Source organism: Catenibacterium sp. co_0103, assembly GCF_004168205.1.
Lineage (GTDB): Bacteria > Bacillota_I > Bacilli_A > Erysipelotrichales > Coprobacillaceae > Catenibacterium > Catenibacterium mitsuoka_A.
The window spans coordinates 1-24,226 of record NZ_RCYB01000034.1 but is presented as its reverse complement, the minus strand read 5'-3'; the positions used below and the strand labels follow the sequence as shown (position 1 = coordinate 24,226).

20 protein-coding genes, 1 tRNA gene and 1 riboswitch are annotated in these 24,226 nt (G+C 35.1%); of the genes, 15 read left to right on the top strand and 6 right to left on the bottom strand.

The window, feature by feature from the left end; translation table 11 throughout:
- Positions 1-773, bottom strand: a 773-nt coding sequence (locus tag EAI80_RS07225) for an RNA-guided endonuclease TnpB family protein (protein ID WP_129981506.1), incomplete at its 3' end; no start/stop codon positions are given.
- A gap of 233 nt (positions 774-1,006) precedes the next feature.
- On the opposite strand from EAI80_RS07225, the gene EAI80_RS13825 reads away from it, so the two are divergent.
- The 4 genes from EAI80_RS13825 (at position 1,007) to EAI80_RS13815 (ending at position 3,698) form a co-directional block, all read left to right on the top strand.
- Positions 1,007-1,240 (top strand): transposase, encoded by a 234-nt coding sequence (locus EAI80_RS13825; protein WP_331901108.1) that lies wholly within the window; start codon positions 1,007-1,009, stop codon positions 1,238-1,240.
- Positions 1,241-1,331: 91 nt separating this feature from the next.
- On the top strand, positions 1,332-1,991 hold the full coding sequence (locus EAI80_RS07215; protein ID WP_129981505.1) for an EFR1 family ferrodoxin: 660 nt from the start codon (positions 1,332-1,334) through the stop codon (positions 1,989-1,991).
- 74 nt (positions 1,992-2,065) lie between these two features.
- Entirely contained in the window at positions 2,066-3,028 is a 963-nt protein-coding gene (locus EAI80_RS13820) for an AAA family ATPase (RefSeq protein WP_238634490.1), read from the top strand.
- A gap of 121 nt (positions 3,029-3,149) precedes the next feature.
- Positions 3,150-3,698, top strand: coding sequence for a PD-(D/E)XK nuclease domain-containing protein (locus EAI80_RS13815; protein WP_238634488.1), 549 nt, complete (start codon positions 3,150-3,152; stop codon positions 3,696-3,698).
- 76 nt (positions 3,699-3,774) lie between these two features.
- On the opposite strand, the gene EAI80_RS07205 is transcribed toward EAI80_RS13815, so the two are convergent.
- The 4 genes from EAI80_RS07205 to pepV all read right to left on the bottom strand — a co-directional run bounded on the left by EAI80_RS07205 (position 3,775) and on the right by pepV (position 9,622).
- Positions 3,775-6,222, bottom strand: coding sequence for an excinuclease ABC subunit UvrA (locus EAI80_RS07205; RefSeq protein WP_129981504.1), 2,448 nt, complete (start codon positions 6,220-6,222; stop codon positions 3,775-3,777).
- A gap of 193 nt (positions 6,223-6,415) precedes the next feature.
- Positions 6,416-7,570: an RNA-guided endonuclease TnpB family protein gene (locus EAI80_RS07200; RefSeq protein WP_202976616.1), complete on the bottom strand. Its 1,155-nt coding sequence runs from the start codon at positions 7,568-7,570 to the stop codon at positions 6,416-6,418.
- 555 nt (positions 7,571-8,125) lie between these two features.
- Positions 8,126-8,211, bottom strand: a tRNA-Leu gene (locus tag EAI80_RS07190).
- 46 nt (positions 8,212-8,257) lie between these two features.
- Positions 8,258-9,622 carry a dipeptidase PepV gene (gene pepV / locus EAI80_RS07185; protein WP_129981502.1) on the bottom strand — a complete coding sequence of 455 codons (1,365 nt, stop codon included), beginning with the start codon at positions 9,620-9,622 and terminating at the stop codon, positions 8,258-8,260.
- Positions 9,623-9,743: 121 nt separating this feature from the next.
- Between pepV and EAI80_RS07180 the strand changes: the two genes are divergently transcribed.
- Positions 9,744-10,193 carry an NUDIX domain-containing protein gene (locus EAI80_RS07180; protein WP_022424496.1) on the top strand — a complete coding sequence of 150 codons (450 nt, stop codon included), beginning with the start codon at positions 9,744-9,746 and terminating at the stop codon, positions 10,191-10,193.
- An 8-nt stretch (positions 10,194-10,201) separates the two neighbouring features.
- On the opposite strand, the gene EAI80_RS07175 is transcribed toward EAI80_RS07180, so the two are convergent.
- Complete coding sequence (locus EAI80_RS07175; protein ID WP_129981501.1) at positions 10,202-10,702, bottom strand: flavin reductase; 501 nt, start codon at positions 10,700-10,702, stop codon at positions 10,202-10,204.
- 90 nt (positions 10,703-10,792) lie between these two features.
- Positions 10,793-10,873, top strand: a riboswitch (ZMP/ZTP riboswitch).
- Positions 10,874-10,987: 114 nt separating this feature from the next.
- On the opposite strand from EAI80_RS07175, the gene EAI80_RS07170 reads away from it, so the two are divergent.
- The 10 genes from EAI80_RS07170 to EAI80_RS07125 all read left to right on the top strand — a co-directional run bounded on the left by EAI80_RS07170 (position 10,988) and on the right by EAI80_RS07125 (position 24,137).
- Positions 10,988-12,658, top strand: coding sequence for a formate--tetrahydrofolate ligase (locus EAI80_RS07170; RefSeq protein WP_129981500.1), 1,671 nt, complete (start codon positions 10,988-10,990; stop codon positions 12,656-12,658).
- A gap of 79 nt (positions 12,659-12,737) precedes the next feature.
- Positions 12,738-13,226, top strand: a complete 489-nt coding sequence (gene purE, locus EAI80_RS07165; protein ID WP_129981499.1) for a 5-(carboxyamino)imidazole ribonucleotide mutase — start codon at positions 12,738-12,740, stop codon at positions 13,224-13,226.
- Between the two features lie 15 nt (positions 13,227-13,241).
- Positions 13,242-13,949 (top strand): phosphoribosylaminoimidazolesuccinocarboxamide synthase, encoded by a 708-nt coding sequence (gene purC, locus EAI80_RS07160; protein WP_006506992.1) that lies wholly within the window; start codon positions 13,242-13,244, stop codon positions 13,947-13,949.
- 21 nt (positions 13,950-13,970) lie between these two features.
- Positions 13,971-14,996: a phosphoribosylformylglycinamidine cyclo-ligase gene (gene purM / locus EAI80_RS07155; RefSeq protein WP_129981498.1), complete on the top strand. Its 1,026-nt coding sequence runs from the start codon at positions 13,971-13,973 to the stop codon at positions 14,994-14,996.
- Positions 14,990-15,580, top strand: coding sequence for a phosphoribosylglycinamide formyltransferase (purN, locus tag EAI80_RS07150; RefSeq protein ID WP_129981497.1), 591 nt, complete (start codon positions 14,990-14,992; stop codon positions 15,578-15,580). Before purM ends, purN begins: the two co-directional genes overlap by 7 nt.
- A complete protein-coding gene (gene purH, locus EAI80_RS07145; RefSeq protein WP_129981496.1) occupies positions 15,577-17,100 on the top strand; it encodes a bifunctional phosphoribosylaminoimidazolecarboxamide formyltransferase/IMP cyclohydrolase in 1,524 nt (507 codons plus the stop codon). The genes purN and purH overlap by 4 nt, the downstream gene beginning before the upstream one ends.
- 11 nt (positions 17,101-17,111) lie before the next feature.
- Complete coding sequence (gene purD, locus EAI80_RS07140; RefSeq protein ID WP_129981495.1) at positions 17,112-18,362, top strand: phosphoribosylamine--glycine ligase; 1,251 nt, start codon at positions 17,112-17,114, stop codon at positions 18,360-18,362.
- 9 nt (positions 18,363-18,371) lie between these two features.
- Positions 18,372-22,127, top strand: coding sequence for a phosphoribosylformylglycinamidine synthase (locus EAI80_RS07135; protein WP_129981494.1), 3,756 nt, complete (start codon positions 18,372-18,374; stop codon positions 22,125-22,127).
- 3 nt (positions 22,128-22,130) lie between these two features.
- Positions 22,131-23,510: an adenylosuccinate lyase gene (gene purB, locus EAI80_RS07130; protein ID WP_129981493.1), complete on the top strand. Its 1,380-nt coding sequence runs from the start codon at positions 22,131-22,133 to the stop codon at positions 23,508-23,510.
- Positions 23,511-23,594: 84 nt separating this feature from the next.
- Positions 23,595-24,137 carry a TetR/AcrR family transcriptional regulator C-terminal domain-containing protein gene (locus EAI80_RS07125; RefSeq protein WP_238634486.1) on the top strand — a complete coding sequence of 181 codons (543 nt, stop codon included), beginning with the start codon at positions 23,595-23,597 and terminating at the stop codon, positions 24,135-24,137.
- Positions 24,138-24,226 lie beyond the last annotated feature (89 nt).

Here is a 24,226-nt window from a genome sequence, read left to right as displayed (position 1 = left end):
TTGTTTTCAACGAGTGCCTTCGATACCTGATGGTTAATATCCTGCATCCAACGGTTTTCTCGCTGACCGATAGCTTTCAGTCTTCGTCTTGAGGATGGCGTATGTCGCATCTGGAGTTCCTTACGAAGCTTGGAATAGTTAGCACGTTTCTGTTTAATAGCTTTACCGCTAACAAATCCAGACTTATGTTTGCTGTCATAAGTTGCAACAACAAAGTTAATACCTCTGTCGATACCTACAACGTTACAGATGTCAGTAATATTACTTTCTTCAACCTCATAGGTAACTGGTATATGCAGATAGTATTTACCATGCTTATTTACAAGTCTGGCAGTACCAAACTTATAAATCGTATGATCGAAATACTTAGACATTCCATCTGAAAAATAAGACAACTTCACACGACCATTAAGAGTATTGATTGAAAAACAGTTTTGAGTTAAGGAATAATCTCTGTTCCAAACCAAATCATACTGAGGCTTTTTGAACGATGGTTTAATCCACTCATTCTGATTTTCAAGAATGGTCTTATATCTGGCGATAACAGTCTTCAGAACAGACTGCGCCATCTGCGATTTAAGGTTAAACTTTTCTCGTAAAGTAGAATACAAAGCCTTATTAAGTGAAAACTGCTTTAAGTCATGAGTGCGGAATACATAGTCTGAAACATAATTGCAGGCATTACGATAAACAGACATAGTTTCATCAAGCAAAACCTTATCTGCTTCAGCTGCGATTATTTGAATTTTGGCTGTAATAGTCATCTGTTCCATAGATGCACTCCTTTCATAGATATTTCACTATATATTATATCTAATTTATAGAGAAATATCTATATTTTGAGGTGAACTGTGGATAGTAGATATAATCGTCATAACAGACGAAAATACAGCCTGAAAGTACATATAGTTCTAGTAACCAAATACCGTAAACAATTACTCAACGATTCTATCGCCGATGATGCTAAACAAGAGATTCTCCATATAACTAATACTCGCGCTACGAAATTATTGCGATAGAAACTGACAAAGACCATATACATTTCTTATTAAGTTACGGTACAGCAGATAGAGTTTGCGATATTGTCAAAATTGTAAAGCAGGAAACAACATACTACTTATGGCAAAAGTATAGTTCAGTCTTATCAAGACAGTATTGGGAGGAAAAAAATTTGTCCATATGGTTATTTTGCTTGCAGCATTGGAGAAGTGTCATCAGCAACTATACAAAAATATATTGAAAGTCAGGGATAATAAATAACGATTTACGAGGCTCCTCTCACCGCCTAAAGGCAGTGGGTTTCCGCCTATGACAAACAAAAGGATTTATTTATGAATACACTTATTAGAAATAATGACCATAGCTTACAGAATATCCGAGGAACATTGGTATTTGTCGTACCTACTTATGCCTGGAGAATACCTCGTATTGTCGAAGAATGGATTCGTTTGACAGCTTTTAAGGATGTTGAAGAAGTTTATTTTGTGATGGATTGTGGGGGAAATATAGGCAATGCAGGTTATTATAATAGAAAACTATGTGAGAAGAAGGGGTTCAACTATAGAGGTACAATGGAAATCATTATGCCAGAAAACTATCTCGCAATGTTTAATACACCAGAAGATGATGAAGCCAAAAAGATTGTTAAACAGGCAGATCCTATTATTAAAGAAGCAGTTTCCTATATCCATCAGCATTTACCTTTTCCTGGTATGTCATTACAATTGAAAGACAAGTTCCAATCTTCTATTGTGAATACAGTTTTCTATCCACTTTTTGTGAAAGCAGATGCTTTCTATAGTACGGATGAATGTATTGGATGTGGATTATGTGAGAAATTATGTCCATTAAAAAATATCCAAATAAAAGATCATCGTCCTGTATGGGGTAAGGAATGTACGCATTGTATGGCATGTATTGCGAAATGTCCTAAAAAGGCGATAGAATATGGAAAGAAAAGCAGGGGAAAGAATAGATATTATATTGACTAGGTACAACTTGATAGTTTATCGCTTATTCAACAAGATAGTTATGGTATAATAATAGAAAAGAAAGGAGTGTCCATATGAGAAAAGCTATACCTTTAGGAGTAGTAGATTATGAAACTTTAAAGAATCAGAATTATTTTTTTATCGATAAAAGTATGATGATTTATGATTTTTTAATGAGAAAAAGTACTGTCACTCTTATTACTCGACCTAGAAGGTTTGGAAAAACAATCAATATGTCAATGATGTCTTCATTCTTTGATATTACTAAAGATTCTAAAGAAATATTCAAAGATACAAAAATTGTTGAAACAGAGTATATATCAGAAATGAATCAATATCCTACAATCTTCATTTCGTTTGCGAATGCGAAGAATGATAAATGGAATGTTGTAAAGGAAATTAAATTACAACTGCGTAAAGAATATGATCGATATGCTCATGTATTTGAACAAAAAATGACTGTATTTGAACAAAACGAATATGAATCTCTTGTACAAGGGTTAATGACAAAAAATGATGGGATTCTAGATAATATTATCGATGCACTTTCTTTTTTGATGGAACGATTAGAGAAATATTACCACAAAAAAGTAATGGTATTCATAGATGAATATGACACACCTTTTATTGAAGCCCATGTTGGAGGATATTATGAAGAGTTGCGAGGGGGATTATCTTCTCTGCTTCATAATGCATTAAAGACATCTACGAGTCTACATTATGCAATGATGACTGGTATTCAAAGAGTTGCGAAAGAGAACATCTTCAGCGATTTGAATAATTTGGTTGTATGTACAGTAAAAGATCCAGAATATTCTAAATACTTTGGCTTTACAGAAGAAGAAACGAAGCAAACATTAGAATATTATGATTTATCATTCAATGATGAAGTGAAATCTATGTATGATGGATATCATTTTGGAGAACATGATATCTATAATCCATGGTCTATCTTGAATTATGCTTCTAGAAAAGTATTAGAGCCTTATTGGGTGAATACGAGCAGTAATACAATGATTAAAAAAAGCAATATCTAGCAGTGATGAAGCTTTTGAGAGAGGCTATGAGGAGCTTATTCGAAATGGTAAACTCGAAACCACTGTAAAAATGGATACGAGCTTTTTTGAAGTAAACAATACAGAAAACTTGTGGGGTCTTTTGGTTAATGCTGGATATCTAACATTACATAAAACAATATCTATTCAAGATAGTTTATATATCATAAAAATTCCTAATCAAGAAGTTCAATTGGAATTTAGAAAGCTTACAGCCTATCATTTGAAAGCGACTGAAACAGATTTGACAGTACTATTTAATTCATTAAAACGTTGCAAAAAAGAAGATTTTGAAGACAGATATCGAAAGATTTTACTCACATTACCTTCTTATCATGATTTGAAAGATGAAAATAGTTATCACATGATGTTGCTTGGAATGTGTGCCTGGCTTTCTAATGAGTATGAAGTAATCAGTAATCGAGAAGTAGGAAAGGGAAGATGTGATATCATACTAAAATCCAAGAAAAATCAAATATCATATATTCTAGAATTTAAATATACAAATGATAGTTCAGTTGATTTGAAACAACTCGCAAAATCAGCAATAGATCAAATTAACAGTAGAAGATATAATAGTGAATTAAGTGGAACAGTGATTCGCATAGGACTAGCACATTATCAAAAAAATGTAGAAATTGAATGGCAATAAGAATATCGGATATTATTTCTGATATTCTTTTTTCTATGAAAAAGAGCTGTAACGCTCAAGTATTCGTTACAGCTTTTCACAAGTGTTTTCCAATTTTACTATTCTTATTCTGCTTAATTTCTTCGACAGTTCCCGTCGCAATAATCTCTCCACCAAGTTGACCGCCCTCAGGACCCATATCAATAATGTAATCAGAATTTCTAATAACATCTAAGTCATGTTCAATCACAATAATAGTCGCTTTTTGATTAATTAATGTATCAAATACACGAAGTAGTGTTTCTACATCTAATGGATGTAATCCAATAGAAGGTTCATCAAAGATAAAGATGCTTCCATCTTGTACTTTTCCTATTTCTGATGCCAGTTTTAATCTTTGTGCTTCTCCACCAGATAAGGCAGGTGTTGCTTCACCAAGAGTCGAATAACCAATTCCTAAATCTACTAGAACCTGTAGTTTCTCTTTAATCTTCTTACTTTCTTTAAATACATCTAAAGCTTCTAAGATAGTAAGAGACATCACATCCTTAATAGAATAACCATGGTACATTATAGAATCCACATCATTGCTGTAACGTGTTCCATCACAATGTTCACAAGTCGTTTCTATATCTGGAAGAAACTGTATATCCATAGAAATAGTACCAGTACCTTCACATACAGGACATCTTAACTTACCTGTATTATAAGAAAAATCACCTGCACTATATTGATCACTTAATCTTCCATACAACCTTCTTAAATGATCAAATACACCAGAATAAGTTGCGACAGTACTTCTGACATTATTTCCAATAGGGGACGCATCAATCAAATCAACCTTATTGACCCATGATGCATCCAATTCTTTTATATGTTGAGGAAGTACTTCATGATTTAATGAAGCCTTTATGGCAGGATATAACGATTCAAGAATCAATGTTGTCTTACCACTTCCAGACATACCAGTAATTGTAGTAAGAACTCCTTTAGGAATAGAAATATCCAGTGGTTTGACAGTATGTATTGTATCTGTCTTAAGTCTTAAAAAGCCCTCATTAAAAATCTCTTTCTTATTTCTTACAAGAGTTTGATGTAAATCATTGAGATAAGGTCCAATGATAGAATTCTTATCCTGAATGATTTCATCAATAGTACCCTGACTGATTATAGAACCACCATTTTTACCTGCTTCAGGCCCTATTTCAATCATATAATCCGCTTCCTTAAGAATTCTTGTATCATGATCGACCAAAACAATAGAGTTCCCATCCTTAATCAACTCTTTCATAATCGCAATCAAGCCATCTACATTGGCTGGATGTAATCCAATAGAAGGTTCATCAAGAACATAAAGAACACCTGTCGTTCTATTTTTTACAGTACGTGCAAGCTGTACTCTTTGTAGTTCACCTGTTGATAATGTAGAAGAAGCACGATCAAGAGTCAGATAACCGAGTCCTAAAGATAGCAATGCATTCGCATTAATCATGAATTCTTCAAGAATTGTAGAACCCATTTCTTTCACATCATCATTAAGGGTATTGATTACCTGTGGAAGCCATGCAGCTAAATCCTTTAAACTCATCGCACATACTTCAGTTAAAGTCTTATCACCTAGTAATGTAGAATTTGCACGTGTATTAATACGAGAGCCATGACAAGTCGGGCATGGCTCTTCCTTAAGGAATTTACTAACACGCTTCATATTCTTTTCATTCTTGACCTTCTTTAATGCATTCAAGACAGTTGCTTTGGCACTATAGTAAGTAAAATCTAATTCTCCTGCTTCCACGCTCTCTTTATTCTTAGGACGATAGAAAATATGTTTTTTTACCATTGGTCCATCATATACAATATGCTTCTCTTCTTCTGTTAATTCTTCAAAAGGAACATCAGTACGCACACCCATTGCACGACAGACATCTTTCATTAATGACCACATGAGTGTATTCCATGGCGCTACAGCCCCTTCATCAATAGTTAGATGAGGATCAGGAATCAAAGCATCAATATTAATTGTCTGTACAATACCAGTGCCCTGACAATCAGGACATGCGCCTTGTGAATTAAAGGCATACTCCTGAGCACTTAAGCCATTAAATCTTTCACGGCAGATTGGGCACTCAATCATTTCACCTCTTGCTACATTTATACTCGCAGGCACTCTATGCCTGTTAGGACATAAATAATCTCCACAACGTGAAAATAATAAGCGAATAGAATTCAATAATTCTGTCTGTGTTCCAAAGGTAGAACGAATGCCAGGTATATTAGGTCTTTGATGTAATGCTAGAGTACTAGGAACATATCTAATAGAATCTACTTTGGCTTTTTCTCCTTGAGAGATTCGTCTTCTTGTATAAGTAGATAATGCTTCTAGATATCTTCTAGAACCTTCAGCATAGATGACTCCTAATGCTAAAGAAGACTTACCACTCCCTGATACACCAGAAATAGCTACAATCTTATTTAAAGGAATATCAACGTCGATATTTTTTAAATTATGTACCTTTGCGCCTCTTATTTCCATATGATCAATCATACAAAATCCTGCCACTCAAAATGTGATTAAACATACTCACATCGAGATAATGTAAGTTCTCACGAACATTACTTACTATGTCATCGTGTATGCTTTGGATTGACCGAAATCATATCTACTCACAAGTTCAAGTACACTCCATAGTCTTAAATTCCCGAAATAGCCTTCGGTACATACTTACGTTTGCGTTCATTTATGCAACTTCGTAAGTCGTAGCATCTCTCAGATTAAGTGCAGCATTGAAATCTCTGTCTTCGATATAACCACAGTCACATCTGAAAAGTCTATCTGAAAGCTTTAAATCTTTTTTGATATTCTTGCAACAGTGACATGTCTTAGATGATGGGAACCATCTATCTACAATTCGAAGTTCAATTCCATTTTCCTTGCATTTAGCTAGAAGTTTTGTTTTAAATTCATAAAACTTCTGCGAAGCAACTGCCTTTGAAAGATGTCTGTTCTTCATCATCCCTGATACGTTTAGATCTTCAATCGTTATATAAGATGGCTTGGTTTTCACTATCTCTGCGATTGTCTTATTGATGTAATCAGTACGAATATTATCGATTCTCTGATGAAGCTTCTGTATCTTAAGCCTTTGTTTCTGTATATTTCTTTTTTGAGTGGACTCTCCTTTCTTTAGATTTTCATACTTTCGAGAAAGACTTCTCTGTTCTCGAATAAGCTTTTTTTCAAGCTTCTTTAATTTTGCAGATTTATTGATGTTCTTATAAGTCTTTCCATTAGAAACAATCGCAAAGTCCTTTAATCCAAGGTCAATGCCAATTCCTTTACTGGAATTATTGGCTGTCCTTCTATCTGGGATTTCTATAAGAACTGAAACATAGTATCTGTCAGCTTTTATTGAGACATGACCGCTCTTAATTACGTATCCATCTTTTGTTGTGGGAATATACCCTTTCTCTTTGATGCGGACCCACCCAAGTGACGGAATCTTGATTCTGTATCTTTCACAAAGGCAGTCTTTTGGATTATTCCTTACAAAATACATTTTTACATCAGATCTGCCTTTCTTCTTAAATTTTGGAAAGGCGCTCTTGTGATTAAAGAATCTCTTAAAAGCGGTCTGTCCGTTATTTACTGCCTGTGTTACCGATTTTGAGTAAGCTTCCTTGATCCAGGAATATTCTGGATGACTCGGAAGATACTCATTGTTAAGCCATACTCTAAACTGATTGCTGCTCATAAACTTTTTGCCACTTTCATGAAGCTCCTTATTATGAGCGAGATAGAAGTTATAGATAAATCTGCAAGTACCTATTGTTTTACGAATCCTGACTTTCTGCTCCTCTGTTGGATTTATTTCCGTTTTGAAGCCCTTCAGCAATTTCCTCATCCCTTTCTATCAGTTTTTTATACTTACGAAGCCCCTTGCAACTGGCAGGAGAACACATGAAGTATTGAAACCATATACTGTATGAGTTCTCCATCTGATTTCTAATCTAATTATAGTACAAATGGAAAATCTATGCATCAAGTTCAGCTTCATGAACGCCGATTTATAGGCGTTTATATAATTTAATTTTTACTATCCTGTGGTTTGTGGGTATTCAAATAATTCTTTTACATTACAGAACTATCTTAAAAATGCAGTTTGATTTAGTAAATGCTGATTATAAATACAACAATGCTTATTAGTTAGGGTTCAGTTTACCTTTAAAGTTCCTTCTCTATCTCAACGTTACAATATCTTAACAGATACGCCTAAAAGTTCAGTAAGATCCTTTGGTTTATAATTTATGATATTTAATGTGTTCATTTTAACGCTCCCTCTATGAGCATATTTAAACACATTCAAACACAATGGTCGATATATTCAGTTACTTATAGTTCCCTCCTAAACAAAAAAACTAGCTATCTCTAGCTAGTTCATCTTAATTAATGGTGCGGCCGATGAGATTTGAACTCACACAGACGTACGTCCACAAGTCCCTCAAACTTGCGTGTCTACCATTCCACCACGGCCGCAACTTTGTGCAACTCAAATTATACTTGAGTTGCACATAGAATTCAACTATTTTTTAAGAAGATTATAGAGAGACTGAGCGTAGATAGCAGCTGCAGTTAATAAATCATCTAATGAAATTAATTCATTTTCTTCATGCATATGATGGTTTTTACCAGGGAATTCACAACCAAAAGCAACACAGTTAGGCATTTCTTTTGCATAAGTTCCACCACCGATAGTCTGAGGACCATGTTCATGATCATTTGTGAACTGTACATATGATTCATGAAGCTTCTGAACTAATTCACTATTAGGATCTACATATAATGCAGGACCGATATCATGTTCTTCACTCAAGCCATATTTATTAACAGCTTCACCTACATTCTTAACAAGTTCATTATTGTCTAAGTCATGAGGAAGACGTAAATCAAGAGTTAATGAACCTTCATTATTTTCATAATTTAAGATACCAAGGTTAACAGTTAAAGCACCCATTTCACCAGTAAATGCGACATTGAACTTTTCACCTAAATAATCATTATATAAATATTCATCAACGAATTTTGCGTAGCTATTATCAGTCACACTTGCAATATAATGACATAAGTTACTTGCAGCATTATTACCTAACTGAGGCTGAGATGCATGGGCACTCTTACCTTTTAAGAATAAGTGTGTGTTACCATCTACAACTTCTAAAGAACCCTTGAAGTTATTTTCTTTTAAGAATGCATTATATGATTCTTCATAGTCAGTACCCTTTAATACAGCTTTAGCCTGATCTGGTACGATATTCACTACACGTCCTGAATGAATAGAAATTACCTTATCATCATCTGTTTTCCCCTTGATGATGAAATGACAGTTACCTTTTTCACCATATACTACAGGGAAATCAGCATCTGGAGTAAATCCCATCTTTGGATATGGACGATGCTGGAAATAGTAATGCATACAGCGAGAACCATTTTCTTCATTACATCCAAAGATGATACGAACCTTCATCTTCTTTTCAAAATCAAGTTCATTCACAATCTTAGCAGCATAATAAGCAGCAATTAAAGGTCCCTTATCATCAGCAACACCACGACCATAGAGTGTATCTCCATCAAGAGTCATATCATATTCTGGATAATCCCATTCCTGACCTTCAGTAGGTACAACATCTAAGTGTCCAAGAATACCAAAGCAGTCTTCTCCTTCACCAATATCAATAGAACCAGCATATCCATCACAATCATCAGTAACAAATCCATCTCTTTGACCAATAGAAAGCATTAAATCAAGCGCTTTACGGTTATTTTCACCAAATGGCTGATTTTCTTTTGCAGTAGATTTATCAAGAGTTGAAGGGATTAGACATAAGTCCTTTAAATCTTTCAGCATTTCATCTTTATGCTTTAATACTTCTTCTTTAAAATCAATCATTTTATTCACCTCAGTGACTATTATATACAATTTTTAAATTATTTGAAACACAGATACTGCACCTTTTTGTAACGTTCTTTCAAGAGTTGTGCTAATATAGTAAAAAGGGGGGCAAAAGAATATGGAGAATAAGGACATACAATTTCATATTACAGTTAAAGGTATTGTGATTTATGAAGGCAAGACATTAATCTTAAAACGTGTGAGACCTTCATCAGATGGACTTGGTTATTGGGAATTACCAGGTGGGGGATTAGAATATGGGGAAGATCCTCACCAGGCGTTAGTAAGAGAATTAAAGGAAGAAACAGGATTAGATATTGAAATCATTAAGCCAGTTTATACATTTACGGCTATTAGACCACACTATCAGACAGTGGGTATTGGTTTCTTGTGTATTCCTACAAATGATCAGGTTAAGATTTCATTTGAACATACAGATTATAAGTTTGTGGATGAAGATGAATTAGAGAAGACACTTGACCCACATATCTTTAATGATATTAAGAAAACAATCGAAGAATATAATCAAATAAGAGAATACGAAGAACTAAAAAGAGAAGCAAACTAACGCTTCTCTTATTTCATATAGATTTTTTCAACTTCACAGATATACATTGTATGGAAATCTTTATTAGGATAGTTCTTATCCACAAGTGTTTCATCTAAGAAACATTCAGGCTTGATAGTGTCTTCATAGAGTTTCTTTCCCACAACGACAATGTCTGCCTCTTCAAATGTAGGGAGATTTTCAATAAATGTAGGTGTTAAATCAGTCTTCGCAATCTTATCTCCATCACGTCCAGACTCTCTACCAAGTATTGTTAAATCTATCATATGTTCTCCATTAAAGAATGAAAGAGTCATTTGATCATTAGAATCTATAAATTCTTTTGTATAACGCTGTGGTCTTACAAAACAAGTCATCACTGGCTTATTCCATAATGTACCCATCTCGCCCCATGAAATAGTCATAGTATTAAATGCGTCTTTATTACCTGCACTAAGTAGTGCCCATTCCTTATTCAATTTATTGAATATTTTTAAATCAAATGTATTTACATCTACTTCTTTAAACATAGTCATTACCTCCGTTTTTATATTATAAACTTATGCCACTATTTAATCAAATTTGTGCTTGTCAAACAATAGGTTATTTGATAAACTACAACTGTATTATACGACTGACGGAAGTGGAATTAACCACATGGAGTATAATTTCTTGAAGAGCCGACCGTCTGGGCAACGTCCTGGACTTAGTAGGCTCTTTTTTTGTTTTTTTTAAAAAATGGAAGCATACAGGTACCGGATTAGTATATAATTGTTTTGAAAGAAAATAACCTGAAAGAGAGGAAAAACAAAAAAATGTTAACAGACGTAGAAATTGCACAGAGTACAGTCATGGAGCCAATTAAAAATGTGGCTGACAAGATTGGACTGACTGAAGATGATTTAGAATTATATGGTAAATATAAAGCAAAAATCTCTTTGGAAACTATCAAGAAAGTTGAAAATAATCCGGATGGTAAATTAATCCTTGTAACTGCAATCAACCCAACACCTGCAGGTGAAGGTAAGACAACTACAATGATCGGTTTATCACAGGCATTACATCAGTTAGGCAAGAAATCTGTAGTTGCAATGCGTGAACCAAGTTTAGGTCCTTGCTTTGGTATTAAAGGTGGTGCAGCTGGTGGAGGATATGCCCAGGTTGTTCCTATGGAAGATATCAACCTTCATTTTACAGGTGATATTCATGCCATCACTTCAGCAAATAACTTGATTGCGGCAATGCTTGATAACTCTATTCAGCAGGGTAACCCTTTGAATATTGATACTAGACAGATTGTATGGAAGAGAGTTGTTGACTTAAACGATCGTGCTTTAAGACATATTGTTGTTGGTTTAGGTGGTAAACCAAATGGTGTTCCTCGTGAAGATGGTTTTGATATTAGTGTTGCAAGTGAAGTCATGGGTATCTTATGTTTATCTACTTCTCTTGAAGATTTAAAGGCAAGAGCAGCAAGAATGATTGTTGCTTATAATTATGATGGTGAACCAGTTACTGTTGGTGATATTCATGCAACTGGTGCTGTAACTTTATTATTGAAGGATGCCATCAAACCTAACCTTGTACAGACTTTAGATCATACTCCAGTATTTGTACATGGTGGTCCATTTGCCAATATCGCTCATGGATGTAACTCAGTTATGGCTACAAAGCTTGCTATGAAACTTGGTGATTACGCTATTACTGAAGCAGGATTTGGTGCTGATTTAGGAGCTGAAAAGTTCTTAGATATCAAGTGTCGTCAGGCTGGTTTAAATCCAGATGCAGTTGTCATTGTTGCGACTGTTCGTGCATTAAAGATGCATGGTGGTGTTAACAAGAAAGAATTAAGTACTGAAAACCTTGAAGCATTAAAGAAGGGTATTGGTAACTTAACTAAACATATTGAAAATATCAAGAAGTTTGGTTTACCTTGTATCGTTGCTATTAATGCTTTCCCTACAGATACAGAAGCTGAATTAAAGCTATTAGATGATATGTGTAAGGAATTAAATGTTGAAGTATCCATTTCTGAAGTATGGGCTAAGGGTGGCGAAGGAGGCATTGATCTTGCTAACAAGCTATTAAATATCCTTGATACTAAAGAATCTCATTATGCACCTATCTATTCATTAGATATGCCTATTGATGAAAAAATCAAGACAATCGCCAAAGAAATCTATGGTGCAGATGATGTTGTCTTCACTAAGAAGGTAGCTAACAAGATCAAGAAGTTCACTGCTCAGGGCTTAGGTGATTTACCAATCTGTATTGCGAAAACTCAGTATTCTTTATCAGATGATGCGACTTTACTTGGACGTCCAGAAGGATTCAAGGTAACAATTAGTGACTTGATTCCAAATACTGGTTCTGGATTCTTAGTTGCTATTTCTGGAAATATTATGCGTATGCCTGGTTTACCAAAAGTACCAGCTGCCAATAATATGGACATCGATGAAGAAGGTAAGATTACTGGTTTATTCTAATAATTGAGGTCAAGTTTAGGTGAAAGGCCTCTGAGCACCTAGATCATGAAAGTCATAATGAAAATAATGGAGGACTGAAATGAAAGCTGCAGTAATTATGGGTTCTGCCTCTGATGAAGCAAAGGTAGAAAAAGGAATTGTTATATTAAAAGAATATGGCGTAGATGTTGAAGTACGTGCTTTATCTGCACACCGTGCACATCGTGCATTGAGTGAATTTGTAGAAGAATGCAACAACAATGGAACAGATGTTATTTTAACAGCTGCTGGTATGGCTGCTGCCTTACCTGGTGTCGTTGCTTCTATGACAGTGTTACCAGTTATTGGTATTCCAATCAAAGGTGCAAGTTTAGATGGAATGGATGCCTTATTATCAATTGTCCAGATGCCTTCTGGTATCCCAGTTGCAACAGTTGCAATTGATGGTGCTAAGAATGCTGCCTGGTTAGCACTTGAAATCATGGCAATCAAATATCCAGAATTAAGTGAAAAATTAAAGAACAACCGTCAGGCTATGGAAAAAGCCTGCTTAGATACAAATAACGAAATTTCAGAAAAATATAGATAAGAGGAGAAAACAACAATGGAAAAGAAAGAATTAATGTACGAAGGAAAAGCTAAGGAAATTTTTGCAACTGATAATGAAGATGTTATCTTAATGCATTATAAAGATGATGCAACTGCAGGTAATGGTGTAAAACATGATCAGTTTGCTGGTAAGGGTGTATTAAACCACACTATTTCAGGTATTATCTTTGATATGTTAGAAGAAGCTGGTATCAAGACTCATATGATTGAAAAGTTAAATGATACTGATGATTTAGTTAAGAAAGTAGAAATCTTCCCACTAGAAGTTATTGTACGTAATATTACAACAGGTTCTTTCTGTAAGAGACTTGGTGCTAAGGAAGGTGTTGTTTTAGCAGAACCAATTTTTGAAATTAGTTATAAGAATGATGAATATGGTGATCCATTAATCAATGAAGACCATGCTGTTGCTTTAGGTCTTTGCACTAGAGATGAATATAACACTATCAAATCTGAAACATTAAAGATCAACGAATTACTTAAGGCTTTCTTCTTAAGATTAAACTTAAAGCTAGTAGATTTTAAAATCGAATTTGGTAAGACTAAAGAAGGCGAAATCGTATTAGCTGATGAAATCTCACCAGATTCTTGCCGTTTATGGGATGTAGATACTAACAAGAAGTATGACAAAGACGTATTCAGACAGGATATCGGTGATTTAATTGAAACATATAAAGCAGTTCTTGCAAGAATGGAAAAATAATAGATAAAAGGATGAAGAAACATGGATTATAAAAAAGCTGGAGTAGACATTGAAGCAGGTTATAAGTCAGTAGAATTAATGAAGAAGCATGTTAAAGCGACTATGAGACCAGAAGTACTTGGTGGTATTGGTGGTTTTGCTGGTGCTTTTGATTTAAGCAAGATCAAGGATATGGAAGAACCAGTTCTTTTATCTGGTACTGATGGCTGTGGTACAAAGGTAAAACTTGCTTTTGTAATGGATAAACACGATACAATTGGTATTGATGCAGTTGCAATGTGTGTGAATGATATTGCTTGTTCAGGTGGTGAACCTCTATTCTTCCTTGATTACATTGCATGTGGTAAGAATTATCCTGAAAAGATTGCGACTATCGTTAAGGGTGTTGCTGAAGGATGTATTCAGTCTGAATGTGCCCTTGTTGGTGGTGAAACTGCAGAACATCCAGGTTTAATGCCTATTGATGATTATGATTTAGCTGGTTTTGCAGTAGGTGTTGTAGACAAGAAGGATATCATTGATGGTTCTACAATCAAGCCTGGTGATGCTTTAGTTGGTATTGCATCTACTGGTGTACATAGTAATGGATTCTCTTTAGTACGTAGCGTATTTGAAATGACTAAAGAATCTTTGGATACTTATTATGATGAATTAGGTACTACTTTAGGTGAAGCATTAATTGCTCCTACTAAGATTTATGTAAAAGCATTAAAGAGTGTAAAGAATGCTGGTATCAAGGTTAAAGGATGTAGCCATATTACTGGTGGAGGATTCTATGAAAACCTTCCTAGAATGTTACCTGATGGTGTAAAGGCTGTTGTTAAGAAGGACAGCTATAAAGTACCTCCTATCTTTGGCTTAATTGCAAAAGCAGGAAACGTTGAAGAAAAGATGATGTACAACACATTCAACATGGGATTAGGTATGGTTCTTGCTGTTGATCCTGCAGATGTTGAAAAGACTATTGAAGCAATTAATGCTGCTGGCTATGAAAGCTATGAAGTAGGTTATATTGCTGAAGGTGAAAAGGGAGCAGAATTATGCTAAACATAGCTGTATGCGTATCTGGTGGTGGAACTGATCTTCAGTCCATCATCGATGCGTGTGAAGCCGGAAAAATCAATGGAGAGATCCGTCTGGTTATTTCTAACCGTAAGAAGGCTTACGGTTTAGAAAGAGCCCGTCTTCATGGTATTCAGGCAGAATGGATCAAGGATGAAGATGAGATCTTAAAGAGATTTGAAGAAGAAAAGATTGATGTTGTTGTATTAGCAGGTTATCTTGCTATTGTTGGAGATAAGCTGATTGAACAATATAAGAATCGTATTATTAATATTCATCCCTCACTTATTCCATCTTTCTGTGGTCCTGGATTCTATGGAATGCATGTCCATGAAGCGGTGTTTAAAAGAGGTGTAAAGGTGTCAGGTGCAACTGTTCATTTCGTTACTGGAGAAGTGGATGGTGGACCAATCATCTTACAAAGAGCAGTTGATATTTCTGATTTAGAGACACCTGAAGATATTCAGGCACGTGTCTTAGAAATCGAACATGAAATCTTACCAGAAGCCGTTGCTTTATATTGTGAAGGACGTGTTTCTGTAGAAAATGAAAGGGTGAAGATCAGTTGAAAAGAGCGTTAGTATCAGTTACAAATAAAGAAGGTATTGTTGAATTTGCGAAAGGTCTTGAAGAATTAGGATTTGAAGTTGTTTCTACTGGTGGAACATATAAGAAACTATTAGAAGCAGGTGTAAAAGCTATTGAAATCGATGATGTAACAGGTTTCCCTGAAATTCTTGATGGAAGAGTTAAGACACTTCATCCAAAAGTACATGGTGGTATTCTATTTAGAAGAGATGTAGAAGAACATGTCAAGACTGTAGAAGAAATGGGTATTACACCTATTGATCTTGTTTGTTGTAATCTCTATGAGTTTGAAAAAGCGCTTAAGGCTGGTAAGCCAATGGCTGAAATGATTGAAAACATTGATATCGGTGGACCTTCAATGATCCGTTCTGCTGCTAAGAATTTCAAGGATGTATTGATTGTTACTGATCCAAAAGATTATGATGCTGTATTAGAAGCTATTAGAGAAGATAAGACTGATTTTGAATTCAGAATGAATCTTGCTTATAAGGCTTATAGTTTAACAGGCAGCTATGATGCAATGATTTCTCGTTATTTCGCTGATCAGGTACATGATGAATTCCCTGATATCTTAAATATTTCATTAAAGAAGACAGATCATTTACGTTATGGTGAAAACTCTCAGCAGAGTGCAAATGCCTATGTTGATCCATATGTTCAGCATTCTTTATTAGATTATGAACAGTTACATGGTAAAGAAATTTCTTTCAATAACGTGAATGACTTATATGGTGCAGTTGCATGCGTAAGAGAATTTGGTGATCAATTAGTGACTGTTGCAATTAAGCATTCAACACCTTGTGGAGTTGCTATTGGTAAGACTGGTTATGAATCTTATAAGCGTGCTTATGAAGGAGATCCAACTTCTATCTTTGGTGGAATCATCGCTGTGAACTATAAGATTGATAAGGAAACTGCTTTAGAAATGAAGAAGACTTTCTTAGAAATCATTGCAGCACCTGATTTTGATGATGATGCTTTAGAAGTATTAGAAAAGAAGAAGAACTTACGTTTATTAAAGCTTAAGAATCTTGATGCACGTGATGCTAAGTATGATATTAAGTATCTTGAAGGTAAAGCACTTGTTCAGGAATTAAATACTAAGCTTATTGATGAAATGAAAGTAGTGACTAAAAAGCAGCCAACAGAAGCTGAATTATCTGATATGGAATTTGGTTTAAAGGTTGTTAAATATGTTAAGTCTAATGCAATTGTATTAGTGAAAGACGGATGTACTTTAGCTGTTGGTGGAGGACAGACTTCACGTATCTGGGCATTAGAAAATGCAATTCATAATAATCCTGATAAGGATTTCCATGGTGCTGTATTAGCAAGTGATGCTTTCTTCCCATTTAATGATTGTGCACAGGTGGCTGATGAAGCAGGTATTAAGGCTATTGTACAGCCTGGTGGATCAGTTCGTGATCAGGAGTCTATTGACTATTGTGATGAACATGATATGACAATGGTATTCAATGGTTATAGACATTTTAGACACTAAGGAGGCGTTCTATGAAGGTTCTTGTTATTGGTAGTGGTGGAAGAGAACATGCAATTGCCTGGAAATTAAAACAGAGTAAACATGTTACTGAATTATATGCTATTCCTGGTAATCCTGGTATGGATGCTGTATGTATTCCAGGTAGTGTAGAAGACATGTCTTTTATCTTAAAGACTGTTGAAGAAAAGGGTATTGATTTAACTGTTATTGGTCCTGAAGTACCATTATGTATGGGACTTGCTGACTATTTAGAAGAAAGAGGACACAAAGTATTTGGTCCTAGAAAAGAATCAGCTATTCTTGAAGGTTCTAAAGCCTTCTCTAAGGATTTCATGAAAAAGCACAATATTCCTACTGCAAAGTATGAAGAAGTGACTGATTATGAATCAGCTGTTAAAGCATTAGATGCTTTTGATCTTCCTGTTGTTGTTAAGGCTGATGGTCTTGCAGCAGGTAAGGGTGTAGTCATCTGTGAAACAAAGCAGCAGGCTAAAGAAGAACTTAAAGTGATGCTTGATGGCAGTGCTTTTGGTGATGCTGGTAAGAAGGTAGTTTTAGAAGAATTCTTAACTGGTTTTGAATGTTCTCTATTATGTTTTGTAGACCATGATACAATCGTACCTATGGTATCTGCAAAAGACCATAAACAGATTTATGATAATAATGAAGGTCCAAATACTGGTGGTATGGGTACTGTATCACCTAACCCATTCTTACCTGAAGGTATGGAAGGGACTTTCAAAGAAAAGATTCTTGACCCATTCATGAAAGGCTTACATGAAGATCATATGGATTATCGTGGTGTTGTCTTTATTGGATTAATGATCAAGGATCAGGATGTAAAGGTATTAGAATTCAATGTTCGTTTTGGTGATCCTGAAACTCAGGTTATCTTAATGAGACTTGAAAGTGATTTATATGAAGTGATGTATGGATGTGCTACAAATACATTGAAAGATGTAGATGTTAAGTGGAAAGATGAACAGGCAACATGTGTTGTTCTTGCAAGTGGAGGCTATCCTGGATCTTATGAAAAAGGTAAAGTCATTACTGGTTTAGATCATCTTCCAGAAGATATCGTTGTCTTCCATGCAGGTACTAAACGTAATGAAAATAATGAAATCGTCACAAATGGTGGACGTGTATTAAATCTTTGCGCATTAGGACATGATCTTGAAGAAACAAGAAAGAAAGTCTATGATGCAATTGAAAACATTCATTTTGATGGCATGTATATGCGTAAAGATATTGGCTTACATTAGGAGGATAACATGGCTAAAGTTTATCGCGTTTATGTAGAAAAAAGAAAAGAAAATGCGGTTGAAGCAGATTCTATCAAACATGATTTGATGACAAGACTTGGTTTAACTGACATTTCTAACTTAACAGTTGTCAACCGTTATGATCTTCAGGGTATTACTGAAGAAGTATTAGAAGAAGGTATTCCTACTATTCTTTCTGAGCCAATGGTAGATGAAGTATATCGTGAAGAATATGCAACTCCAGAAGGAGCTGTAAGTTTTGCGATTGAATATCTTCCAGGACAGTATGATGCTAGAGCAGATGCCTGTGAACAGTGCTTCCAGTTATTAACTGGTGAAAAAGGCGTTAAGGTTAAATGTGCAAAGCTTATTGTAATCGAAGGTATTTCTAGTGATGAATTACCAGCAATTAAACATTATTTAATTAACCCTGTTGATTCTAGAGAAGCGTCTTTAGAAAAGCCAGCAGATTTAAATGATGCTGTTGTTGAAATCAAGAAGGTTCCAGTGATTGAAGGATTTATTGGTTTCACTGATGAAGAAGTTGAAGCATTACTTGAAAAGATGAGTCTTGCAATGAACTTCGATGACTTAAAAGTAACTCAGAATTATTTCAGAGATGCAGAAAAGAGAGATCCTACAGAAACTGAAATCAGAGTATTAGATACTTATTGGTCAGACCATTGTCGTCATACTACATTTGCGACAGTTATTACTGATATTGATATCGCAAGTGGTGCATTTAAAGAAATCTTAGAAAAAGATGTAGAAAAATATAAAGCAAGCCGTCATGTTGTTTATGGTGTAGATACAAAGAGACCACTTACTTTAATGGATCTTGCAACTATTTCTATGAAGGAACTTAGAAAACGTGGCTATTTGGATGATATGGAAGTATCTGAAGAAATCAATGCCTGCTCAGTTCGTTTAAAGGTTCATACAACTGATGGTGATGAAGATTGGTTATTAATGTTTAAGAATGAAACACATAACCATCCAACTGAAATTGAACCATTTGGTGGTGCTGCTACATGTTTAGGTGGTGCAATCCGTGACCCATTATCAGGTCGTGCTTATGTTTACCAGTCAATGCGTATTACTGGTGCAGGTGATCCTCGTCAGAAATTAGAAGATACACTTCCTGGTAAATTACCACAGAGAAAGATCTGTGAAGAAGCAGCTCATGGTTTCTCTTCTTACGGTAACCAGATTGGTTTAACAACTGGTTTTGTACATGAAGTATATGATCAGGGTTATGTTGCTAAGAGAATGGAATTAGGTGCTGTAGTTGCAGCTGCACCAGAAGAACAGGTTAAGAGATTAATTCCTGAAAATGGACAGATTGTCTTATTAATTGGTGGACGTACTGGTCGTGATGGTATCGGTGGTGCCACTGGTTCTTCTAAGAAACACGAATTAAAGACTACTGAAACTGCTGGTGCTGAAGTACAGAAAGGTAACCCAGTTGAAGAAAGAAAGATTCAGAGATTATTTAGAAATAAAGAATTCTCTAAGAAGATTGTAAGATGTAATGACTTTGGTGCTGGAGGTGTCAGCGTTGCAGTTGGTGAATTAGCACCTGGTCTTGATATTAACTTAGATGCAGTGTTAAAGAAATATGAAGGTTTAAATGGTACTGAACTTGCTATTAGTGAATCACAGGAACGTATGGCTATTGTCATCAATGAATGTGATAAAGACTTCTGTATCCAGGCTGCTCATGATGAAAACCTTGAAGTCGTACAGGTGGCAACAGTTACAGATAAGAACCGTTTAACTATGAAATATATGGGAGATACTATTGTAGATATCTCTAGAGACTTCCTAGATGAAGCAGGAGCTAAACGTTATCAGGATATCCATGTAGAATTACCTGATTTTGATAAGGCACCATTCAATCCAGAAGCAAAAGAAAACTTTACTGAAACAACTAAAGAAGTATTATCACGTTTATCTACAGCTTCTCAGAAGGGCTTAGTAGAACGTTTTGACTCTTCTATCGGTAATGGTACTGTTCTTTCACCATTTGGTGGTAAGACTTACCGTACAGAAACTGAAGGTATGGCTGCATTAATTCCAGTATTAGGAAAAGAAACTACTACATGTTCATTAATGAGTTATGGTTATAGCCCACTTATTTCTGAATGGTCACCATATCATGGTGCAATCAATGCAGTTGTAGAATCTGTAGCAAAGATCATCGCAATGGGTGGTACATGGCATACAATCCGTTTCTCATTCCAGGAATTCTTTGAAAAGCTATTAAATGATCCTAAGAGATGGGGTAAACCATTTAGTGCATTACTAGGTGCTTATCGTGCTCAGGAAGAATTATTGTTACCTTCAATTGGTGGTAAGGATTCTATGTCAGGTTCATTTGAAGACTTAGATGTTCCTCCAACTTTAGTATCATTCGCAATTACTGGTGGAGATGTACATAAAGTCATCACTCCTGAATTAAAAGAAGCAGGACATGTATTAGTAGAATTCATGCTTCCTAAAGATGAATTCCATGTATTTGACTTTGAAGCTTTAAGAAAACAGTTTGATGCTGTAGAAGCATTGATTCAGTCTGGAAAGGCTTATTCAGCTTATACAGTTAAAGACGGTGGTTTAGTTGAAGCTGTTTATAAGATGGCATTTGGTAATGAAATTGGTGTCGCATTTGATGATGCTTTAACACTTAATGACTTAGTTGAAAAGAACTTTGGACACATCATTGTAGAAGTAGATAACGCAGAAGTTGTTGCAGGATATGAAAATGTTCGTATTATTGCTTCTACAAATGAAGAAAAGGCTGTATCATATAAGGGTGAGAAAGTGACACTTGATGATGCATATGAAATCAACTGTGCACCATTAGAATCTGTATATCCTACTACAGCAAAAGCACCTACTACAGAAGTACGTACTGGCGACTGCAATGAAAGAGGCAAGATGTTTGCTTCTAAGAAGTATGATGAAGTCAATGTTGTTATTCCTGTATTCCCAGGAACTAACTGTGAATTTGATTCTAAACGTGCATTTGAAAAAGCAGGTGCAAAGGTTCAGCTTGTTCTTATTAGAAATAAGACAGAAGAAGATATTAAGAAGTCTGTTGATGAATTAGAAGAAGCAATCCATAATGCACAGATCATGATGCTACCAGGTGGTTTCTCAGCTGGTGATGAACCTGAAGGTTCAGGTAAGTTCATTGCAACTGTATTACGTAACCCAAGATTAAAGGCTGCAATCGATGATTTATTAGATAATCGTGAAGGCTTAATGATTGGTATCTGTAATGGATTCCAGGCATTAGTAAAACTTGGTTTACTTCCTCATGGACATATTAAGGATATGAGCAAAGATGATCCTACTCTAACGTTCAATACAATTGGACGCCACTTATCTCAGATGGTGACTACAAGAGTATCTAGCGTGAAGTCTCCATGGCTTGCTAATGTAGAGTTAGGTGATGAACATATTATCCCTATTTCTCATGGTGAAGGACGTTTCGTTGCACCTAAGGAAGTGCTTGATCAGTTAATTGATAATGGTCAGGTAGCATTCCAGTATGTTGATCCAAATGGAAATGTTACTATGGAATCTCCATATAACCCTAATGGTTCTATGTATGGTATTGAAGGTATCGTTTCTGAAGATGGTAGAGTATTAGGTAAGATGGGTCATTCTGAACGTCAGGGTGAAAACAGAGACCTTAACATCTACGGTGAAATGGATCAGAAGTTATTTGAAGCCGGCGTGAAGTATTTTAAAGGAGAATAACGAATGGATAAATTAGAATTTGAAAGTATGACACTCTGTCCTCTAGATGGACGTTATGGCAAGATTAAAGATCAGTTCGCTGATTATTTCAGTGAATATGCACTTGTTAAGTATAGAGTGTTTGTAGAAATCCAGTGGTTGAAGTTCCAGTTGGATCACCTTCATACAGAAACTTTAGACAAGGTTGATCCTAACAAGGTAGATGATATTCTTGCGATTTCTAAGGATTTCAACTTTGATTCTTTCAAGAGAATTAAAGAAATCGAATCTGTTACAAGACATGATGTTAAGGCAGTAGAATATTTCATTGATGAAAAGCTTAAAGCTTTAGGTTATGAACATTTAGAAAGCTATGTACATATCGGATGTACTTCTGAAGATATCAATAATACATCATATGCATGTATGATTAAACATGGCTTAAAGGATGTTTGGTTACCTGCAGCTAAAGAATTTGCTTCAATGATCAATAAATTAGCAGTAGATCATAAGGATGATGCAATGCTTGCACATACTCATGGACAGCCTGCTACACCTACAACTATTGGTAAAGAATTCAAAGTCTATGCTTATCGTTTCTTTTCTAGTATTGAAAACATTGAAAATATCAAGATTAAAGCAAAATTCAATGGGGCAACTGGTAACTACAGTGCTATCTTAACAGCATTCCCTAATGAAGATTGGCCTACATTAAATAAAGAATTCGTAGAAGACTATTTAGGACTTACATTCAATCCATTAACTACTCAGATTGAATCTCATGACTATACTTGTCATATCTTAGATGGTATCCGTCATTTCAACAATGTATTGGCTGACTTAGATGTAGATATGTGGTTATATATCTCAATGGAATACTTTAAACAGATTCCTGTTAAGGGTGAAGTTGGTTCTTCAACTATGCCTCATAAGGTTAACCCAATCCGTTTTGAAAACTCTGAAGCAAACATTGATTTATCAAATAATCTATGTGTGGCTTTATCTAACAAGCTTCCTAAGTCAAGAATGCAGAGAGACTTATCAGACTCTTCAAGTCAGCGTAACTTAGGATTATGCTTCGGATATTCATTACAGGCTATTTCTGAAACAACTGGCGGTTTAGCTAAGTGTGTTGTAAATAAAGAAAAGCTTGCAAAAGACTTAAATGAAAAATGGGAAGTTCTTGCAGAACCAATCCAGACAATGTTAAGAAAATATGGTGTACCAGATGCTTATGATACACTCAAGGCCTTAACTCGTGGTAAAAATATTTCTCAGGAAGACATTCAGGCATTCGCAAAGAGCTTAGAACAGTTAAGTGATGAAGATCGTCAGACTTTATTAGATATGACACCTTCTTCATACATTGGTTTAGCTTCAGAACTTTGTGATATCGAACTTTAATCATTAAGAGACAACCTCTATGGGGGTTGTCTTCTTTCTTTTTGTAGATAGGTTTGTTATAATGTTACAAAGGCGGTGAGAATTTTGGGAGATACACGATATATATTTGCAGAATGCATCAAACAATTGATGAATCATCAGTCTCTTGATAAGATCACGGTGACTGATATTGTGGAAATGAGCGGTAAGACTAGACAGACATTTTATCGTTATTTTCGTGATAAATATGATCTTGTGAACTGGTATTTTGAAGTATTGGCGGATAAGTCTTTCTTACAGATTGGTAATAGTGAAACTTTAAGAGAAGGGCTTATTAAGAAGTTTCAATTTATTTATAATGATAGAGTATTCTTTAAAGAAGCATTTAAATCTAAAGATTATAATAATGTAGAAAACTATGATTATAACTGTATTCTCACTTTCTATCAGAATATTATTAAGAGAAAACTAGGTAATAATATCCCATCAGATATAGAATTTTTATTAGAAATGTATTGTCATGGGTCTATTACTATGACTGTAGACTGGGCAACAGAAGGATATAAGCTGAACCCTGAAGAATTAGCTGATATGCTGATAGAAGCATTACCACCAAAGTTAGATGAATTGTTACGAGATCTAAAATAAGATCTCTTTTTTTGAACCTTTAATTTTTAAGGGGGGTCAATAAAAAACTCGCTTTAAATATTTGGGGGTTTCCACTTGTAAAGGGCAGT

What these genes read in the sequence shown, in the direction of transcription:
- purB (WP_129981493.1), top strand. Translation starts at nt 22,131, where the DNA reads ATGGATAAATTAGAATTTGAAAGTATGACACTCTGTCCTCTAGATGGA.
- EAI80_RS07175 (WP_129981501.1), bottom strand. Translation starts at nt 10,702, where the DNA reads ATGTTTAAAGAAGTAGATGTAAATACATTTGATTTAAAAATATTCAAT.
- pepV (WP_129981502.1), bottom strand. Translation starts at nt 9,622, where the DNA reads ATGATTGATTTTAAAGAAGAAGTATTAAAGCATAAAGATGAAATGCTG.
- purD (WP_129981495.1), top strand. Translation starts at nt 17,112, where the DNA reads ATGAAGGTTCTTGTTATTGGTAGTGGTGGAAGAGAACATGCAATTGCC.
- EAI80_RS13820 (WP_238634490.1), top strand. Translation starts at nt 2,066, where the DNA reads ATGAGAAAAGCTATACCTTTAGGAGTAGTAGATTATGAAACTTTAAAG.
- EAI80_RS07180 (WP_022424496.1), top strand. Translation starts at nt 9,744, where the DNA reads ATGGAGAATAAGGACATACAATTTCATATTACAGTTAAAGGTATTGTG.
- purM (WP_129981498.1), top strand. Translation starts at nt 13,971, where the DNA reads ATGGATTATAAAAAAGCTGGAGTAGACATTGAAGCAGGTTATAAGTCA.
- EAI80_RS07135 (WP_129981494.1), top strand. Translation starts at nt 18,372, where the DNA reads ATGGCTAAAGTTTATCGCGTTTATGTAGAAAAAAGAAAAGAAAATGCG.
- purE (WP_129981499.1), top strand. Translation starts at nt 12,738, where the DNA reads ATGAAAGCTGCAGTAATTATGGGTTCTGCCTCTGATGAAGCAAAGGTA.
- EAI80_RS07205 (WP_129981504.1), bottom strand. Translation starts at nt 6,222, where the DNA reads ATGATTGATCATATGGAAATAAGAGGCGCAAAGGTACATAATTTAAAA.
- EAI80_RS07170 (WP_129981500.1), top strand. Translation starts at nt 10,988, where the DNA reads ATGTTAACAGACGTAGAAATTGCACAGAGTACAGTCATGGAGCCAATT.
- purN (WP_129981497.1), top strand. Translation starts at nt 14,990, where the DNA reads ATGCTAAACATAGCTGTATGCGTATCTGGTGGTGGAACTGATCTTCAG.
- EAI80_RS07215 (WP_129981505.1), top strand. Translation starts at nt 1,332, where the DNA reads ATGAATACACTTATTAGAAATAATGACCATAGCTTACAGAATATCCGA.
- purC (WP_006506992.1), top strand. Translation starts at nt 13,242, where the DNA reads ATGGAAAAGAAAGAATTAATGTACGAAGGAAAAGCTAAGGAAATTTTT.